Below are 16,347 nucleotides of genomic sequence, written 5' to 3'. Positions count from 1 at the left end.
GACGGGGGCCTCACCCGGGGTTTGATCACGGCAACTCCGCCAGGACGGTCTCTCCGGCCAGCGTGCGCTGGCCCCGGGCGACGAGCAGTTTCGAACCGGCAGGGAGATAGGTGTCCAGCCGGGACCCGAAGCGGATCAGGCCGTAGGTCTCGCCGATGGCGAGCTTGTCGCCGACGTGCGCGTTGCACACGATGCGCCGGGCGATCAGCCCGGCGATCTGCACGGCGATCACCTCGGTGCCCTCGGCGGTACGGATGACGACGCTGTTGCGCTCGTTGTCCTCGCTGGCGGCCTCGAGCTCGGCCGAGTGGAAACGGCCGGGGCGGTGCTGCACGGCCACCACGTCACCACCGATCGGCGCTCGCTGCACGTGCGCATCGAGCACCGACAAGAAGATGCTTACCCGCGGGAGCGGGGTGTCGGGCAACCCCAACTCGGCCGGCGGGACCGCGTCCTCGATCAGGCACACCAGCCCGTCCGCGGGGGCGACCACCACACCAGGGCGGGTGGGCGACACCCGGGCCGGGTGGCGGAAGAACGCGGCGTTGGCGCCGGCGGCGAGCAGGCCGGCGCGGCGTACCCAACGGTGCTTGCGACCGAGGGCCGCGACGGCGAGGCTGGCGCCGACGAACGGCAACCCGGCCGAATGCATCGGCGGAACACTGGATCGCACCAGCGCCATGAGGCGTTCTGGTCCGGACTGCTGGAGATCGGGGCGTCTGGCCATCGGGAGGATTCTACGTGCGCCCGGTGACGGAATTGCTAGGTCAGGTCCCACACGGGAACCGTCGACCCGGCCGACAGTTCGGTGACGTCCTCGGCGATCTCCAAAAGACAGTTCGCCGAAGCGAGCCAGCGCAGGTGATGCGAGGCCGGGGGGCCGTAGCTACTGACCGAATCCCCGGTCAGCACACCCCGCCGGAACTGCCGTTTTCCGCGCGGAGAGGTCAGGTTCTCGGTCAGTTGCGCTGTGCGGCGCGGCCGACCCGGCTCAGCGTGGCCCATCGCGGCACGCAGCGGCGAGCGGACGAACACCTCGAAGGACACCAGCGCGCTGACCGGGTTGCCGGGCAGCGTGATGATCGGAACACCACCGACCGTGCCCGCACCCTGCGGCATGCCGGGCTGCATCGCCACCTTGACGAACTCCACCTGATCCGACAGTGAATCCTTGACCACCTCGTACGCGCCTGCGCTGACGCCGCCGGTGGTGATGATGAGATCCGCATCGCCTGCGTGGTCGGCGAGCGCGGTGCGGAAGGCGTCGACGTCATCGGCGGACATCGGGGCGATGGTCGCCTCGGCGCCGGCATCCCGGACCGCCGCGGCCAGCATCACCGCGTTCGACTCGTAAATCTGCCCCGGCCGCAGTTCGGTGCCCGCAGCCACCAGTTCGGTGCCGGTGGACATCACCATCACGCGCTGCCGCGGCACCACGGACAGCGTGGCCATCCCGAGTGCCGCGGCGAGCCCGAGCGCAGCCGGAGTGATCACCTGACCGGCGCGCAGTACCGGGGTGCCTGCGGTGACGTCCTCGCCGGCACGGCGGATGTGCTGGTTCTTCCGGGCAGCCACGCGGATCGTCACGGTGTCCGTCGCGCCGTCGGTCGCCTCGACCGGAACCACCGCGGTCGCACCGGACGGCAGCGGCGCCCCGGTCATGATGCGGTGCGCCGTTCCGGGTTGCAGCCTCAGTGGGTCGGTGCGCCCGGCCGGGATGTCCTCGGCGACCGGTAGTTGCACCGGGGTGTCCTCGGTGGCCGAGGCCACATCCTCGGCGACGACGGCGTAGCCGTCCATCGCGGAGTTGTCGAAGCCCGGTAGTGACAGCGGGGCGACGACATCGGCGGCCAGCACCAGGCCGAGCGTGTCGTTCAATGGAAGATCTTGTGGTGCAAGGGCTTTGATCAGCCCGGCGACCACCAACTGGTGTTCTTCGACGGTCCGCATCATCACACCGGGAAGCTGACGCCGGTGAGCTCTTCGGACACGGTCCACAGCCGGCGTTGCAGGTCCTCGTCGTGGGACTGCTTGCTGGAGGTCACCAGCTTCGGATTGCCGACCATCTCGCGGAAACCGGATGGGCCGTAGTACTGGCCGCCGCGAACATCGGGAGCCGTGGCGGCCCGCAGCGTGGCGAGCGCGCCTTTGGCCGGGCTGTTGGTGAACAGGCTCGCGACCTGGCTGTAGCCCGGCAGGCCGGTTCCCGGGATATGGCGCATGAGTTCGGTGTTGGACAGGCCGGGGTGGGCGGCCACCGCGATGGTCGGCTCGTTCTTTGCCGCCAGACGCCGCTGCAACTCGTAGGTGAACAGCAGGTTCGACAGCTTGGACTGCCCGTAGGCGGCCACCCGGTTGTAGCTGCGTTCCCACTGCAGGTCGTCGAAGTGGATGGCGGCCTGGATGCGGTGGGCGATGCTGGCGACCGCGACGACGCGCGACCCGTCGACCGGCAGCAGGTGATCGAGCAGCAGCCCGGTCAGCGCGAACGCGCCGAGGTGGTTGGTGCCGAACTGCAACTCGAAGCCGTCGACGGTGGTCTGCTTGGGCGGGTACATCACCCCGGCGTTGTTGATCAGCAGGTCGATCCGCGGGTAGGCGGCCTTGAGTTCGTCGGCCGCGGCGCGGACCGACTCCAGCGAGCCCACGTCCAACTGCTGCAGTGTGAGGTCGGCCTTGGGCACGGCGGCGGTGATCCGGTCGACGGCCTCGCGGCCCTTGTCCAGGTTGCGCACCGCGACGACGACGTGCGCGCCCCTGGCGGCGAGCACACGGGCGGTCTCATAGCCCAGGCCGGTGTTGGAACCGGTGACGATCGCGATCCGGCCGGACTGATCGGGGACGTCGGCCTCGGTCCACTTGGAATTGGCGCTCATGGGTCGAACATACGGAACGCGGGTGCTGGACGGCACCTCGGCGCCATAGCAGTCTGGGAACATGCGCACCCTGATTGATCCCGCGAAGCCACCCAGCAGTAAGGCGCCGCTGGTGTGGGCGATGGGCGCAGCCATCCCATGGGCCGTTCTGATACTGGCGCAAATGATCTGGTTCGCGATCGACCAGCAGATGGTGTGGCTGCACGGCCTGGCGGCGGCTGTCACGGTGCTCGGGACGGTGTTCTTCGTCGTGGTGGTCCCGATGTGGCGCTACCGGGTGCACCGGTGGGACATCAACGTCGACTCCGGGACACCCGCCGTCTACACCCGCACCGGGTGGTTGGTGCAGGAGCGGCGGATCGCGCCGATCTCGCGGGTGCAGACCGTGGACACCTACCGGGGCCCGCTGGACCGGCTGTTCGGCCTGGCCAATGTGACGGTGACGACGGCGTCCTCGGCCGGCGCCGTGCGCATCGTGGCACTCGATGACGACGTGGCCGAGCAGGTGGTGGCGCAGTTGACCGACATCACGGCGATCGGCGAACAGGACGCGACGTGACTGACGACGCTTGGCAGCGGCTGAGCCCCCGCATGCTGCTGGTTCACCCGGTACACGAAGTGCTGCAACAGATTCCACTGCTCATCGGCGCGGTGGTGCTGGGCTCGGCGACCGGGAACCAGAGTTGGACGATCGCGGCGATCGTGCTCACCGTCGGCGTCGGCCTGGCGCGGTGGTTCACCACCGGCTACCGCATCGAACCGGACGAGGTGCAACTGCGCACCGGGCTGCTGCAACGCAAGGTGTTGTCGGTGCCCCGCAACCGGATTCGATCGGTATCGACCGATGCGCGGCTGTTGCACCGGTTGCTCGGGCTGACCGTGCTGCGGATCAGCACCGGCCAGGAAGCCAAGGGCGACAGCGAATTCGCCTTGGACGCAGTCGAGGCGCAGCAGGTACCCCGGCTGCGCGCGATCCTGCTCGTCGATGCGGTACCGGCCGCCGAGGCGCCGGCCGGACGCGAGCTGGCCCGCTGGCAGCCATCCTGGCTGCGCTACAGCCCCCTGAGTTTCACCGGCCTGGCCATGATCGCGGCCGCGGCCGGGGTGATCTACCAGGCCGGCGTCGGCGCCGCACTACGGGACTCGGAGCTGGCGCAGTCCGGGATCGCGGTGGCAGAACGCCTCGGGGTCCTGGCCACCGTGGTGGTGGGGGTGCTGGTGGTTCTGGTGGCCTCGGTGGCGTTGTCGGTGCTCAGGTCGTTGCTGACCTACGGAAATCTTGTGGCGCGAAGAGATTCCGACGTTCTGCACCTGGAGCACGGTCTGTTGCGTCTGCGGCAGCACACCTACGACATGCGGCGGCTGCGCGGCGGCACTCTGCGTGAACCACTGCTGGTACGAGCCTTCGGCGGGGCCCGCCTGGATGCGGTGATGACCGGCGTCGGCGGCCAGGGGGAGGCGTCCCTGCTGCTGCCGCCGTGCCCGGCCGGTACCGCCAGGGGCGTGCTGGCCGAGTTGATCGGCAATCCCGGTGCGGTGGACGCGCAACTGGTGGCCCACGGATCGGCGGCGGTGCGGCGACGCTGGACCCGCGCGCTGGTGCTGCCCGGGGTACTCGGCGTGGCGCTGCTGGTGGCCGCGGTACCGGGCTGGCTCTGGGTGCTGTGGGGGCTGACCGTCGGAGGTGCCGGCCTGCTGGCCGCGGACCGGGCCAGATCGCTCGGGCATCTGGTGCGCGACGGGTGGCTGATCACCCGTGCCGGCAGCCTGGAGCGGCGGCGCGACCACCTGGAGGCCGCCGGGATCATCGGATGGACGGTGCGGCAGACGTTCTTTCAGCGCCGCGCCGGCCTGGCCACCCTGATCGCGGCGACCGCCGCCGGCGAGAAGCGCTACGCCGTGCTCGACATCCCGGCGACACAGGCGTGGTCGGTGGCGGCGACTGCCTCACCGTGGGTCGCCGACAACGGGTGGGCGGACGGCCCCGGGTTGCGCTGAACTCTCGGACGTTTACTGTCGCTGCATGGCTATCGGTGGAGTGCTGTTCGACATCGATGGTGTGCTGGTGACCTCCTGGCAGCCGATCGACGGCGCGGCACAGACGTTGCGGATTTTGGCTGAGCAGCAGATCGCCCGGTCCTACCTGACGAATACCACCACCCGTACCCGCGCGCAGATCGCCGATCTGTTGACCGCGGCGGGCATGGATGTCGCGGCCGACGAGGTGATCACCGCAGCGGCCCTGACGGCCGAATACGTCCGCGACCGCTACCCGGGCGCCCGATGTTTCCTCGTCAACAGCGGGCACATCGGTGAGGACATGCCCGGCGTAGACGTGGTGTATTCGAGTGAATTTACCGGGCCTGTCGCACCGGAAACCCCCGACGTGGTGCTGCTCGGCGGGGCCGGACCGGAGTACAACCACCTCACGCTCAGCTGGGTCTACGACTGGATGGCCCAAGGGGTGCCGGTGGTGGCCATGCACCGCAGCACCGCCTGGAACACCACCGACGGATTGCGGGTCGATACCGGCATGTACCTGGCCGGCATGGAGCAGACCTCGGGCCGTAAGGCCACGGCTGTGGGTAAGCCTGCGCCGGAAGGGTTTCTGGCCGCCGCCAACCGCCTCGGCGTCGACCCCGACGAGATGTACATGGTCGGCGACGATCTCAACAACGACGTGCTGGCCGCCCAGGTGGTGGGCATGGCCGGGGTGCTGGTTCGCACCGGGAAATTCCGCCAGGCCACGTTGGACCGTTGGGCCACAGACGAATTCGCGATGCAACCCAACCACGTCATCGACTCGGTGGCCGATCTGCCTGCGCTGCTGGGGCTGTAGGCGCCGCGTCGATCAGGCCGCGTCGATCAGGCCCCGTCGATCAGGCCGCGCCGTTTTCTACACCTGGGTCGCGGTTCTTCGACGAGCGCGACCCAGGTGTAGAAAACGGCGCACAGTGTGCGACTGAAGCGCGCTGCTACACCGTGTAGCGGCGGTCGTAGCCGGCCTGGCGGTCGGCGATCTGCTGCGCGCGGTCGTAGTTGAGCTGCTGCGGGTTGTAGTTGGGATTGTTCGGATCGCTCACGATGCCCTGGACCTCGGACGCCTTCACCACCCGCGTCGTCACCGTCGGCATGTTCGTCGCATCCGGGTCCACTCCCTGGAAACGCATCGAGATGGTGCCCTGGTTGAGGCCGCCGGTGGACACCCAGTTCGCCACGCCGGGATCGCTCTTGGACACCACGATGGTGTACGTGCCGTCCGCGTTCTTGATGGCCTGGCTGTTGTTCAGGCTGGTCTGCTGGTTGCGCGTGTCGTTGGTGATGGTCCAGTCGTTGGTCACCGGCACCACGAAGTACTCCGCATCACCGGGATCGACGGTGATGATCATCGCCTCGTCGTCCTTGAGCTGGAAGTAGCCGGCGCTCTGCAGTTGCGTGGACAGGAACTGCGCGTTGTGCTGTGGCGCCGACAGCGTGTTGGGCGCACCGGTGGCGGTGGCCACGGACATGTAAGTGTTCTCGCCGGTGATGCCGGTGACCAGCATCAGGATGGCGGTCTCGGCGGACGACAACAGCAGCGGCACCCTGTCGAACGGCGGGATGATCGACACCAGGCTCATCAGGATCGGATTCTCGATCACCGTCTTGCCGATGACCGGGATGGCGAACCCGCCGATCTGGCTGAACAAGCTGCTGGGCGGCCCGGCGGTCTTCTCGATGGTCAGCGCGATCGGCGTCTCGGTATTCCAGTTTCCCAACGTGTTTCGGGTGGCCAGGATGGTCGACTCCGGCGGGGCCTGGAGGTAGTTCATGCCCTTCTCGGGGTTGGCCGGCGCCGCGCCGGGACTCACCACGATGGTGAACGTCCCGTCGTCCCTGATGCTCAGCTCCTCGCCGTTGAGATTCGCGGCCGTCACGCCGTTGATTCCGGTCAGCACACTGAAATTGGTGTTGGCAGAGGTGGGGTGGGTGCTCGGGTCGGCCGGGTCATACCCCGCGACCTTGCCTTCGATCTTGTAGGTCGACGCGCCGTTGATGCCGGTGAACCGGTAGACGGTGTCGGGATTGTCGTACCAGATCCGCGTGCCGCCGGCGTTCTGCCCGTACCAACTGTGCGGCGGGTTGACCTGCAGCAGCAGTTTCGGCTCGTTCGAGTTCAGCAGCAGAAACTCGGTGGCCGACTGGTTGGCGAACTCGGTGGCGGCCCGGTTCAGCTGTGACAGGTTCGTGAAGTCGGGGCCGCCGACCGTGGCGAAGTTCTTCGCGGCCTCGACGTACCAGGCCGCCATCAGGACCACCTTGGCCAGCTGAACGAAGGGTGTGTTGACAATCTGGCTGACCTGCCGCTCGGCCGCGAGTTGTTGCTCGGTGGCCAGCATGCTCGTCGGCTCGGTGGTCACCTGGGAGGTCACCTCGCTCGTCACCTGGGAGGTCGCTTCCGGTGTGGTGACGCGTCCGATGGGTACCAGCCCCTGGCGGCCGTCACGGCGTGACCAGCTCAGCAGCGCGGCCATGCCGAGGTCCTGGATGGGGCTCACCGGCGATTCCGGGAGATGCGGTGTGAGCCGCTGCGTCACCGACGCCACCATCTCCGGTACGGTCTGCGTCACCGGGGCCTGGGTGCGGGGTTTCGACGGCGGAATCACCTGTTCGACAACATCTTTCATCACAGACTTGGTGACGACCGTCAGCGTTTCCAGGGGTGCGGCGGTATCGGCCTCGGCCGATGGTCGGTTGTCCAGCGTGGCCCGCCGGTGGCGGGGTGCGTCGGTGGCCGTGGTGAGTGCCCGTGACACCGACTGCCGCACCGTGTCGACCGATTCCCGGCCGTCCGATTTCCGTTCGGTCGATGCGGTTGACGATCGGCGTTCGCCGACCTTCACGCCGCCGAGCGCAGACTCCACCTTGGTGGCCACGTCACTGACTCGTTTGGTCAGCTTCTGCGGGTCCGGGAACGATGGTTTCCGGGGACCCTTCTTCGGGGTCGAGCTGTCCGTCTTCGTCGTGTCGGTGGTCTTTGAATGCGTTCCTGACGAGTCCGAACCACCGGTTTCGGCGGAGGCGATCGCGGTGCCGTTGGCTATTGCCACGCCGATGCCCAGTGCGACGGCGAGCGTGCCCACCCGCCCGATGAATCGGGCGCCTCCAGTGGTAGCGGTCGTCGGCGTCATTGCGTCTCCCCAGCTGTTTTGGCTGCTACAGAACAGAATTGGCCGACTGTAACAAGTTCCAGTTGGGTCTCGGGGGAGTTTGGGCGGACTGCTGTCAGGCCTTCAGATCCCGGATGGCTTCGATGCGCGCTTTCAGTTGATCGGTGGTCGCTGCGGCCACCGGAGGCCCGCCGCAGATACGGCGTAGCTCGTTGTGGATCCAACCGTGCGGCTTGCCGGTGCGGTGATGGGTGATGGTCACCAACGCGTTGAGCTCACGACGCAACTCCCGCAACTGGCCGTGCGTGGTGCGCGACGGCGGCGGACCACCCGATACCGCGGCCTCGGCCGTGCGTTTGGTGAGCTGCTCATCCTGCCTGCGCCGCAACAGGTCTCGCATCTGTTCGGCATCGAGCAGGCCGGGGATGCCGAGATAGTCGGCCTCCTCGTCGCTGCCGGCCGGAGTCGCGGTGCCGAAGGATGAGCCGTCGAAGATGACCTGGTCCAGTTCGGCGTCGGCGCCGAGCGACTCGAAGCCGTTCTCCAGGTCGTCCTTCTCGTCCTTGCGCTTTTCGGCGGCTTCGAGGGCCTCGTCGTCCAGCCCGTCGGATTCCCGGTGCGGCTTGCCCAGCACGTGGTTGCGTTGCGCCTCCATCTCACTGGCCAGCAGCAAGAGACTGGGCACGGACGGCAGGAAGATGCTGGCGGTCTCACCGGCGCGGCGTGACCGCACGAACCGGCCGATGGCCTGGGCGAAGAACAACGGAGTCGAGGCGCTCGTGGCGTACACGCCGACCGACAACCGTGGCACGTCGACACCCTCGGACACCATGCGCACCGCGACCAGCCACCGACTGGTGCTTTCCGAGAATTGGCTGATCCGGTCGGAGGCGCCGGGATCGTCGGAGAGCACCACGGTGGGCACCTCACCGGTGATCTTGGTGAGGAGATCGGCATAGGCGCGCGCGGTGGTCTGGTTGGTGGCGATGATCATGCCGCCGGCATCGGGCACGTGCTGACGCTTCTGCTGCAACCGTTTGTCGGCGGCCGCGATGACCGCCGGCATCCACTCCCCGGTCGGGTTCAGTGCGGTGCGCCAGGCCCGGGCGGTGTGCTCGGCGGTCAGCGGTTCGCCCAGGCGCGCCGCGTGTTCTTCGCCGGCACTGTCACGCCACCGGGCCTCACCGGAGTACGCCAGGAACACCACGGGCCGGACCACGCCGTCGGCGAGCGCATCGGAATAGCCGTAGACGTGGTCGGCCACGGACTGCTGGAAGCCGGCGCCGTCGGTTTCGTAGTTGACGAATGGGATCGGGCTGTCGTCGCTGCGGAACGGGGTACCGGTGAGCGACAGCCGCCGGGTCGCGTCGTCAAAGGCTTCGCGCATCGCGTCGCCCCAGCTCTTCGAGTCACCGCCGTGGTGGATCTCGTCGAAGATGACCAGCGTCCTGCGGTTCTCGGTGCGCACCCGGTGCCGGGTGGGATGGCTGGCCACCTGGGCATAGGTGACGACGACGCCGTGGTACTCCGCCGAGGTCTGCGAGTTGGAGTTGCTGAACTTCGGATCGAGCGCGATGCCATTCCGCGCGGCCGCCTGGGCCCACTGGATCTTGAGATGCTCGGTGGGCACCACCACGGTGATCGCGTCGACCGTACGGTCGTTGAGCAGCTCGGCCGCGATCCGCAGCGCAAACGTCGTCTTACCTGCGCCGGGTGTGGCCACCGCCAGGTAGTCCCGCGGTTTGGCGGTCAAATACCGCACCAGCGCCTTACGCTGCCAGCCCCGAAGTGCCTGGGTGCTGGGCGCTGCATCAGCCCGCACCCGAGGACTCCTCTCAGTCGGAAAGCAGTCTATGGCAGGGCGTTACGTCAGCGCATATCCGCAGGAGCGCGCCGGGCGTGTCGCTCAGATGAAGTGGTTGTCGTTCTTGGCGAACCATTCGGCGCGTTCGTCGTCGTCGAGGTCGGCCAGCTGGGCCAACCCTTCGAAATAGGCCTCCCGCGGCGCGCCGGGAGCAAACAACATCAGCAACGACGTCGGCGCGTCGGCCTCATTGCGGAAACCGTGGATGCCGCCCGGCGGGACGTACAGGAAATCGCCCTGGTTGCCGTCGCACCAGTCGGTGCCGTCATACAGCCTGACGGTGCCCGACAGGACGAAGAACGCCTCGGACATGGTCCGGTGAAAATGCGGGGCCGGGCCGCCGGCCTGTGGGCTGATGTCGACGCGGTACAGGCCGTAATCGCCATTGGTCTGTTGCTGGTTGGCCAGGTAGTGGTACTTGACCAGACCGAAGGAGTCGTAGTCAGGTGGCGCCCCGCCATTTTCGGGCGCGCGCCGGACCCAGGCGCTGACCTCGGGCTCGTCCTCGGTGTAGCGAGCCGGGGGATACGGCGGCACATCTCTGGGGTTCCACAGCGACATGAGCGTCAGCTTAGACGCGGTGACGGTGTTGACGCCGAGATCGACACCAGGGTTGTTCGCGGCGTGGTGAACCAGCCCTGCTGTCGAAAGCGGCGGACCGAATTCGGGCGCGCAAGTCCTGCCAGACGATGCAGACTTACAACGCAGACGTGGCCGAGCGGGTCACCGCGGGGTGTTCGACGGATTACGGGCGAAAGGGCAACGGTGACGACGCTTCATTTCATCTCGGGTCTACCGCGATCAGGGTCGACGCTGTTGGCGGCGCTGCTGCGGCAGAATCCGCGCTTTCAGGCCGGGATGTCGGGCCCGCTGGCCGGGTTGTTCGACGCCCTGCTGGCCCAGATGAGCGCCCGCAACGAGTTCTCGGTATTCCTCGACGACATCAAACGCGAACGGATCCTGCGCGGGTTGTTCGACAGCTACTACGCCGACAGCATCGCCCCGGTCATCTTCGACACCAATCGGGGCTGGTGTGCCCGGATGCCCGCGCTCGCGCAGCTGTTCCCGGACGCGAAAGTCATTGCCTGCGTGCGTGATCTGTCGTGGGTGATCGACAGCATCGAGCGGCTGGTGCAGCGCAACGTGTTCAGCCCGTCGTCGATCTTCAACTACAACCCCGGCGGCACCGTCTACACCAGAGCCAATGACGTTGCCGCACAGGAGGGAATGGTCGGCGGGCCCTACGACGCCCTCAAGCAGGCCTGTTACGGCGCCCAACGGGACCACCTGTTGTTGGTGCAGTACGAAACCCTGACCGTCGAACCGGCCAAGGTGATGAGCGCCATCTACGAGTTCATCGGTGAACCGGTATTCGAGCACGACTTCGGCCACGTCGACTACGACGTCACCGAGTTCGACGAACGCGCCGGGACGCCGGGGCTGCACACCGTGCGCGGTTCGGTGAAGGCCGAGCCGCGCGAGACCATCCTGCCGCCGGATCTGTTCGGGCGCTTCGTCAATGACGCGTTCTGGTGCGATCCGAGCCGGGTGCCAGACGGTCTGCGCGTGGTGTGAGCTGACGCGACAAAAAGAGAGGCCCGCCGTAGCGGGCCTCTCTCTTTTTAGTGTCGGCGATCAGGGATTGCTGGCACCGGTGGAGCCGGTGGTGCCGGTCACCCCGCCGGGCTGGCCGGTGCCGCCGTTGCCGCCGTTGCCGCCAGTGCCGGTCGTGCCCGTGTTGGTGGTGAAGTCGAAGCTGCCACCGATGCCGCCGTTGCCGCCCGCACCGCCCGCACCGTCGCCCACGGCGTTGCCGCCGTCGCCGCCGTTGCCGCCCTTGCCACCGGCATTGACCTGGTTGGTCGAGGTCTGGCCGTTGCCCTTCCAGAAGGTGCTGTTGCCGCCGTTGCCACCGTTGCCGCCGACGGCTCCGCCGGTGCCGTTGAGGCCGCCGTTGCCGCCGTTGCCGCCGGTCGATTTGCCGTTGGTGATGGTGGTGCTGGCTGGGGCCGACGGGTCGTAGGCCTGAATCCAGCCCATACCGCCGTCACCGCCGTTCCCGCCGTTGCCGATGCCACCGTTTCCGGAGGTTGCGGTGCTGCCGGTGATGCTTCCGTTCTGGGCTGCGATGTTGGTGAACCCGCCGGCACCGCCCGTGGCGCCTGCGGTGTTGGCTGCACCGCCGTCACCACCCTTGGCGGTGTTGCCGGTGGCAACGCCGGTGCCTGCGGCCATGATCAGCGAACCGCCACCGTTACCGCCGTGGCCGCCGTTCGTGGCGTTGCCGCCATTGCCGCCGGTGGTGGTGCCGCTGGCGGTACCACCGGTGAGGTTGCCGTACCCGGCTTGGATCTCCGCCCAGCCGCCGTTGCCACCGATGCTGCCGGTACCGGTGGCGGTTCCGCCGGACCCACCCTTCGCGGTGCCGCTGGCGGTTCCGGTGAGGTCGGTAGTAATTGCAGCGTTACCGCCACCACCTCCGACACCACCGTTGGTGCCCGCGCCGCCGGCACCGCCGGTGGCTCCGATCCCGGTGCCGGTCCCGCCGACACCACCGGTGGTGGTACCGGTGAGGTCGCCCGTCACCGAGGTGGCTGCCATGGTGCTGTTCCCGCCGGCGCCGCCCTTGCCGCCCGTCACCCCGGCGCCACCGTTGCCCGCCTTGGCCAGACCGTTGGCGACCTCGCTGCCGCCGGTGGCTGACACGGAAGCCGTTCCGCCATTACCGCCGAGGCCGCCGTTGGCGTCGCCCGCACCGGCGTTGCCACCGATAGCCTGGGTGTCCTTGATCGTGCCGCCGTTGGTGCTGAGCTGACCGATACCGCCGGAGGCCCCGGTGGAGCCGCCGCCACCGGAGGCCGTGCCGCCGGTGATGGAGTCGGCATCGGCGCTGGAGGTGCCGTCACCCTTCGCCGTGATATTGCCCGCACCGCCGTTGCCGCCGTTGACACCGCCCTGGCCCGCGCCGCCGTTCCCGCCGGTCGCATCGCCCTCCGCAGTGCTGTAGTCACCCGCCGCGGAGACGACACCTTGACCGCCGTTGCCGCCGACGACACTGTTGACGCCCACGACGCCGTCGCCGCTGCCACCGGCACCGCCGATGCCGGTGCCTTCGGCGTGCGAGCCGATACTCAGGGCGACTACCTGCCCGAGGGAACCCTTGCCGCCGGTTCCGCCGTTGGAGCCTGCGCCGCCCTTGCCACCGACCGTGGTGCCCGTGGCGGTGGAGTTGTCTCCGGTGGCGAGCACTACCGACATTCCGCCAACCCCGCCGTGACCGCCGGTGGTCGCGTCGCCGCCGGCACCACCGGTCGCTGTGCCCTCGGCCTTGCTGTTGGCGCCGGTGGCGTAGTAACCGGTCTGAATCCAGCCGCCGCCACCATTTCCGCCGGTGCTGCCCACACCGTCGGCGGTGCCACCGGCACCACCGATACCGGTGCCCGTGGCCTCGCTGTTGACCCGCTGAGCGAAGATTCCGCCTTGCGCGCCGGCGCCGCCCTTGCCGCCGCTGGTGGCGTTGCCGCCGGCACCGCCGGTGCCCACGCCGCTCGCATCGGCTCCGGCAGCACTGGCGCGGATCCAGCCGTCGCCTCCGTTGCCGCCGACGCTGCCCGTGCCGTCACCGGTGCCGGCGATGCCGCCGGTGGCGGTTCCGCTCGCGGTACTGCCCGCGCCCAGGGCCTCGATATAGCCCCCGCCGCCGGCGCCGCCCTTGCCGCTGTTGGTGCCCTTGCCACCATCGGTGCCCTTGGCGACACCGTCGGTGATGGCACCACCGCCGGTGGCCGTGACCGAGGCCACCCCGCCATTGCCGCCGATGCCGCCGTTGGCGTCACCGAACCCGGCGTTACCACCGGTGGCTTTGGTGTTGGTGACGGTGCTACCGGTACCGGTGGCAGTCACGGTCGCCGAGCCACCAACAGCGGTGTCGGACCCGACCCCGGCATTGGCGGAGCTGTTTGTGATTGAACCGCCGTTGCTGGCGAGCACGTTGCCGGCGCTCCCCGAACCACCAGTGCTCCCGCCGGCACCGCTAGCCGACGAATCTTTGATCGTGCTTCCGGTGCCGGTCGTCCTGAGCTCGCCTTGGCCTCCGGCAGCGCCGGTGGTGCCGTGTCCACCGGTGGCGATGGCACCGGTGTTGGTGTTGTTGTCGCCCTTGGTGACAATGCCGGCGTCGCCGCCCTTGCCGCCGCTGACGTTGTTCTGACCGGCGCCGCCGTTTCCGCCAGTCGCGGTGCCCTCCGCAGTCGAGTGGATACCACCACCGCCCGAGGTCCCCGAGTAGATCAGGCCCCGACCGCCCGCGCCGCCCGAGATACCGACACCGGTACCACTGCCGCCGGCGCCGCCGGTGGCAGTGCCACTGTCGTGGGTGTCATTGCCCACGGCCGCGATCTGGCCCTGTCCGCCGTTGCCGCCGGTGCCGCCGGCGTAACCGGCGCCGCCCGCGCCGCCGTAGGCGTTACCCGAAACCGTGGCGCCGGTACCCGCGGTGAGCAGGCTGGCGTCTCCGCCCTGTCCACCGTGCCCGCCGCCAGTTGCCTTGCCGCCGTTACCACCGATGGCGGTGCCGGAGGCCTTGCTGTTGTTGCCGCGGCCGTAATAGGACCACCCGGCTTGCACCCAGCCGCCGCTGCCGTTGCCGCCGATGCTGCCGGCTCCGTCGGCTGCCCCACCGGAACCACCGGTGCCGGTGCCTGTTGCTTCGCTACCGGGATACATGGCGAAAACCCCGCCCTGCGCGCCGGCGCCGCCCTTGCCGCCGGTGCGGGTAAAGAAATGAAACAGGTTCCAGCGGGCCGGGGTCTGCTGCTTACCAGGGGTGTCGCGCGATTCCACGGGGGTGCGACGGATGGTCCGCCCCCAATGAATAGCTCGAAAGCTGTGCGACAGAAGCCAGTTCGACAAACCTGAATTTTTGACGCTCGTGAGAATTGATATGAATTTGCCACGGCCTGGTCGGTGTCGTGTCGTGCAGCCTTCGGCCGTTTCCGCCCGGCGGAGGTTTCACAGCGGTGTGGATTATGTTGTTGCAACGACAAGAACCCGCGCTCTGGTGGCTTTCCGGCGCGAGATATCGCTGTTGGCGAGCGTGCTGGATGAGTGTTGCGATACCGCGAAATATGTTCTGGCCCAAAGCAAAACGTGTGTGTTGCTGAACTCGTGTGCGGATCTTGCCGTGGGCGTCGGCACCCCTGATGGTGCTGTTGCCTGACTCGCCATGGCCTGGCGAACCCCGTTCGTCGCCCGGGCTGCGCCGTAGGGGAGAGGTCGAAACCTCTCCGACTGTTTGCGGTGCCGGCACGCCGTGGGGACGCCATCTTCACAGCAAATTCTCAGCCGATGCACCAGGTTGCATTCAAGATGCGGTCCTACCGTCCGGCTGGTGATCACCCGGCGCTCATTCCTGTCGGCGGCGGCCGTCGGTTCGATTGCCGTTGGCTACGCGTTGCGGCCCGGGGTGCCCAGCGCCCACGCCGACCCGAACACCGTCGACCCGCCTTCGGTCGCGGTGCTCAACAAGACGCGGGTACCCACGCAGTGGGGAATGGCGTTGTCCGGAATCGCCACGTCCTTCGCTGCCGGCGGCCGGCAGATCGCCCTCACCTTCGATGCGTGTGACGGTGCCTGCGATGACGCACTCCTGGACACCCTGCAACGAAACGGGGTGCCCGCGGTGCTGATGCTCAACTCGCGGTGGATCGATCGGAACCCGGACCGGGCACGGCAACTGGCAGGCAATCCACTGTTCGAGATCGGCAACCACGGCACCCGTCATGTGCCGTTGTCGGTCACGGGCCGGTCTGTCTATGGGATCGCGGGACCCGCTCGGCCGCGGAGGTGGTCAACGAGGTGTGGGGTAACCACCAGCGATTGACCGCACTGACCGGTCGGCCCCCGATCTGGTTTCGGCCCGGCACTGCTCACTACGACGACGTGGCAGTCGATATCGTGCGCGAACTCGGCGAGCAACCGCTCGGATTCACCGTCAACGCCGACGACGGTGCCACGGCGTCAGCCGCTGCCGTGCGGGCCAACGTGATGAACGCGGCCCCAGGCTCGATCGTGCTCGCCCACATGAACCATCCCCGATCGGGCACACATGCCGGGTTCGCCGAGGCGATCCCGGCGATGCAGGCCGCGGGCTGGCAGTTCGTGACACCGACCGGGCGGGTCGTGCGATAGGGGCCGTCACCGCTTTTCTACCTAGGGGTTGCAACCCGGCGCCGGGAACAGCCCTGAGGTAGAAACCGGCGACGTATGGCGCATATCGCGCAAATGGATATGCGACGAGCGAACAACCTTGCACTCGCCCTGGTCGAGTGCTAAGAATGCAGTTGGCACTCTCGATCAGTGAGTGCCAGGTCGGGACGGTGAGACCGGGGCCGCACCTGCGGGAGCACACCCTGGTCGTCCGTCGCGGGCACTGAACCCGACCACAGAACGTGCGATC

At 68.1% G+C, this 16,347-nt stretch carries 13 protein-coding genes; 6 read left to right on the top strand and 7 right to left on the bottom strand.

The genetic code is table 11. The features are described from left to right. Positions 1-25: 25 nt before the first annotated feature. Genes G6N44_RS14120 through G6N44_RS14110 form a run of 3 tightly spaced genes read right to left on the bottom strand, consistent with a single transcriptional unit; the run spans position 26 to position 2,876 of the window. Positions 26-727 carry a phosphatidylserine decarboxylase gene (locus tag G6N44_RS14120; protein WP_163664934.1) on the bottom strand — a complete coding sequence of 234 codons (702 nt, stop codon included), beginning with the start codon at positions 725-727 and terminating at the stop codon, positions 26-28. A gap of 35 nt (positions 728-762) precedes the next feature. Further along, positions 763-1,950: a molybdopterin molybdotransferase MoeA gene (gene moeA / locus G6N44_RS14115; RefSeq protein ID WP_163669935.1), complete on the bottom strand. Its 1,188-nt coding sequence runs from the start codon at positions 1,948-1,950 to the stop codon at positions 763-765. Positions 1,951-1,952: 2 nt separating this feature from the next. Beyond that, positions 1,953-2,876, bottom strand: a complete 924-nt coding sequence (locus G6N44_RS14110; protein WP_163664931.1) for an SDR family NAD(P)-dependent oxidoreductase — start codon at positions 2,874-2,876, stop codon at positions 1,953-1,955. 61 nt (positions 2,877-2,937) lie between these two features. Between G6N44_RS14110 and G6N44_RS14105 the strand changes: the two genes are divergently transcribed. The 3 genes from G6N44_RS14105 to G6N44_RS14095 are packed head-to-tail and all read left to right on the top strand — an operon-like array spanning position 2,938 to position 5,715. Next, the gene (locus tag G6N44_RS14105) at positions 2,938-3,435 is read left to right on the top strand and encodes a PH domain-containing protein (RefSeq protein WP_163664929.1); all 498 of its coding nucleotides are present in this window, start codon (positions 2,938-2,940) and stop codon (positions 3,433-3,435) included. Positions 3,436-3,467: 32 nt separating this feature from the next. Further along, positions 3,468-4,874: a PH domain-containing protein gene (locus G6N44_RS14100; RefSeq protein ID WP_163669933.1), complete on the top strand. Its 1,407-nt coding sequence runs from the start codon at positions 3,468-3,470 to the stop codon at positions 4,872-4,874. Between the two features lie 25 nt (positions 4,875-4,899). After that, positions 4,900-5,715 (top strand): HAD-IIA family hydrolase, encoded by an 816-nt coding sequence (locus G6N44_RS14095; RefSeq protein WP_163664926.1) that lies wholly within the window; start codon positions 4,900-4,902, stop codon positions 5,713-5,715. A 136-nt stretch (positions 5,716-5,851) separates the two neighbouring features. On the opposite strand, the gene G6N44_RS14090 is transcribed toward G6N44_RS14095, so the two are convergent. From G6N44_RS14090 to G6N44_RS14080, 3 genes are all read right to left on the bottom strand, one after another. Continuing rightward, on the bottom strand, positions 5,852-8,047 hold the full coding sequence (locus G6N44_RS14090) for a DUF1214 domain-containing protein (protein WP_163664924.1): 2,196 nt from the start codon (positions 8,045-8,047) through the stop codon (positions 5,852-5,854). 94 nt (positions 8,048-8,141) lie between these two features. After that, positions 8,142-9,848 (bottom strand): DEAD/DEAH box helicase, encoded by a 1,707-nt coding sequence (locus G6N44_RS14085; protein WP_163664922.1) that lies wholly within the window; start codon positions 9,846-9,848, stop codon positions 8,142-8,144. Positions 9,849-9,932: 84 nt separating this feature from the next. Continuing rightward, entirely contained in the window at positions 9,933-10,451 is a 519-nt protein-coding gene (locus G6N44_RS14080) for a cupin domain-containing protein (RefSeq protein WP_163664920.1), read from the bottom strand. Positions 10,452-10,655: 204 nt separating this feature from the next. Here G6N44_RS14080 and G6N44_RS14075 point away from each other — a divergent pair, with 204 nt between their 5' ends. Further along, positions 10,656-11,465: a sulfotransferase family protein gene (locus G6N44_RS14075; RefSeq protein WP_163664918.1), complete on the top strand. Its 810-nt coding sequence runs from the start codon at positions 10,656-10,658 to the stop codon at positions 11,463-11,465. A 60-nt stretch (positions 11,466-11,525) separates the two neighbouring features. On the opposite strand, the gene G6N44_RS14070 is transcribed toward G6N44_RS14075, so the two are convergent. Next, the gene (locus tag G6N44_RS14070) at positions 11,526-14,732 is read right to left on the bottom strand and encodes a hypothetical protein (protein ID WP_163664916.1); all 3,207 of its coding nucleotides are present in this window, start codon (positions 14,730-14,732) and stop codon (positions 11,526-11,528) included. Between the two features lie 547 nt (positions 14,733-15,279). On the opposite strand from G6N44_RS14070, the gene G6N44_RS29510 reads away from it, so the two are divergent. After that, positions 15,280-15,771: a polysaccharide deacetylase family protein gene (locus tag G6N44_RS29510; RefSeq protein WP_235682730.1), complete on the top strand. Its 492-nt coding sequence runs from the start codon at positions 15,280-15,282 to the stop codon at positions 15,769-15,771. After that, positions 15,768-16,079 (top strand): polysaccharide deacetylase family protein, encoded by a 312-nt coding sequence (locus G6N44_RS29505; RefSeq protein ID WP_235682729.1) that lies wholly within the window; start codon positions 15,768-15,770, stop codon positions 16,077-16,079. Before G6N44_RS29510 ends, G6N44_RS29505 begins: the two co-directional genes overlap by 4 nt. Positions 16,080-16,347: the final 268 nt, after the last annotated feature.

It is taken from the genome of Mycolicibacterium alvei, from assembly GCF_010727325.1.
Taxonomy (GTDB): Bacteria; Actinomycetota; Actinomycetes; order Mycobacteriales; family Mycobacteriaceae; genus Mycobacterium; species Mycobacterium alvei.
The sequence above is the reverse complement of the archived record's forward strand: the minus strand, read 5'-3'. Positions and strand labels throughout refer to the sequence as shown.

Coding starts and splice junctions, on each gene's coding strand:
- G6N44_RS14105 (WP_163664929.1), top strand. CDS start 2,938: ATGCGCACCCTGATTGATCCCGCGAAGCCACCCAGCAGTAAGGCGCCG.
- G6N44_RS14080 (WP_163664920.1), bottom strand. CDS start 10,451: ATGTCGCTGTGGAACCCCAGAGATGTGCCGCCGTATCCCCCGGCTCGC.
- moeA (WP_163669935.1), bottom strand. CDS start 1,950: ATGCGGACCGTCGAAGAACACCAGTTGGTGGTCGCCGGGCTGATCAAA.
- G6N44_RS14110 (WP_163664931.1), bottom strand. CDS start 2,876: ATGAGCGCCAATTCCAAGTGGACCGAGGCCGACGTCCCCGATCAGTCC.
- G6N44_RS14120 (WP_163664934.1), bottom strand. CDS start 727: ATGGCCAGACGCCCCGATCTCCAGCAGTCCGGACCAGAACGCCTCATG.
- G6N44_RS14090 (WP_163664924.1), bottom strand. CDS start 8,047: ATGACGCCGACGACCGCTACCACTGGAGGCGCCCGATTCATCGGGCGG.
- G6N44_RS14095 (WP_163664926.1), top strand. CDS start 4,900: ATGGCTATCGGTGGAGTGCTGTTCGACATCGATGGTGTGCTGGTGACC.
- G6N44_RS14100 (WP_163669933.1), top strand. CDS start 3,468: ATGCTGCTGGTTCACCCGGTACACGAAGTGCTGCAACAGATTCCACTG.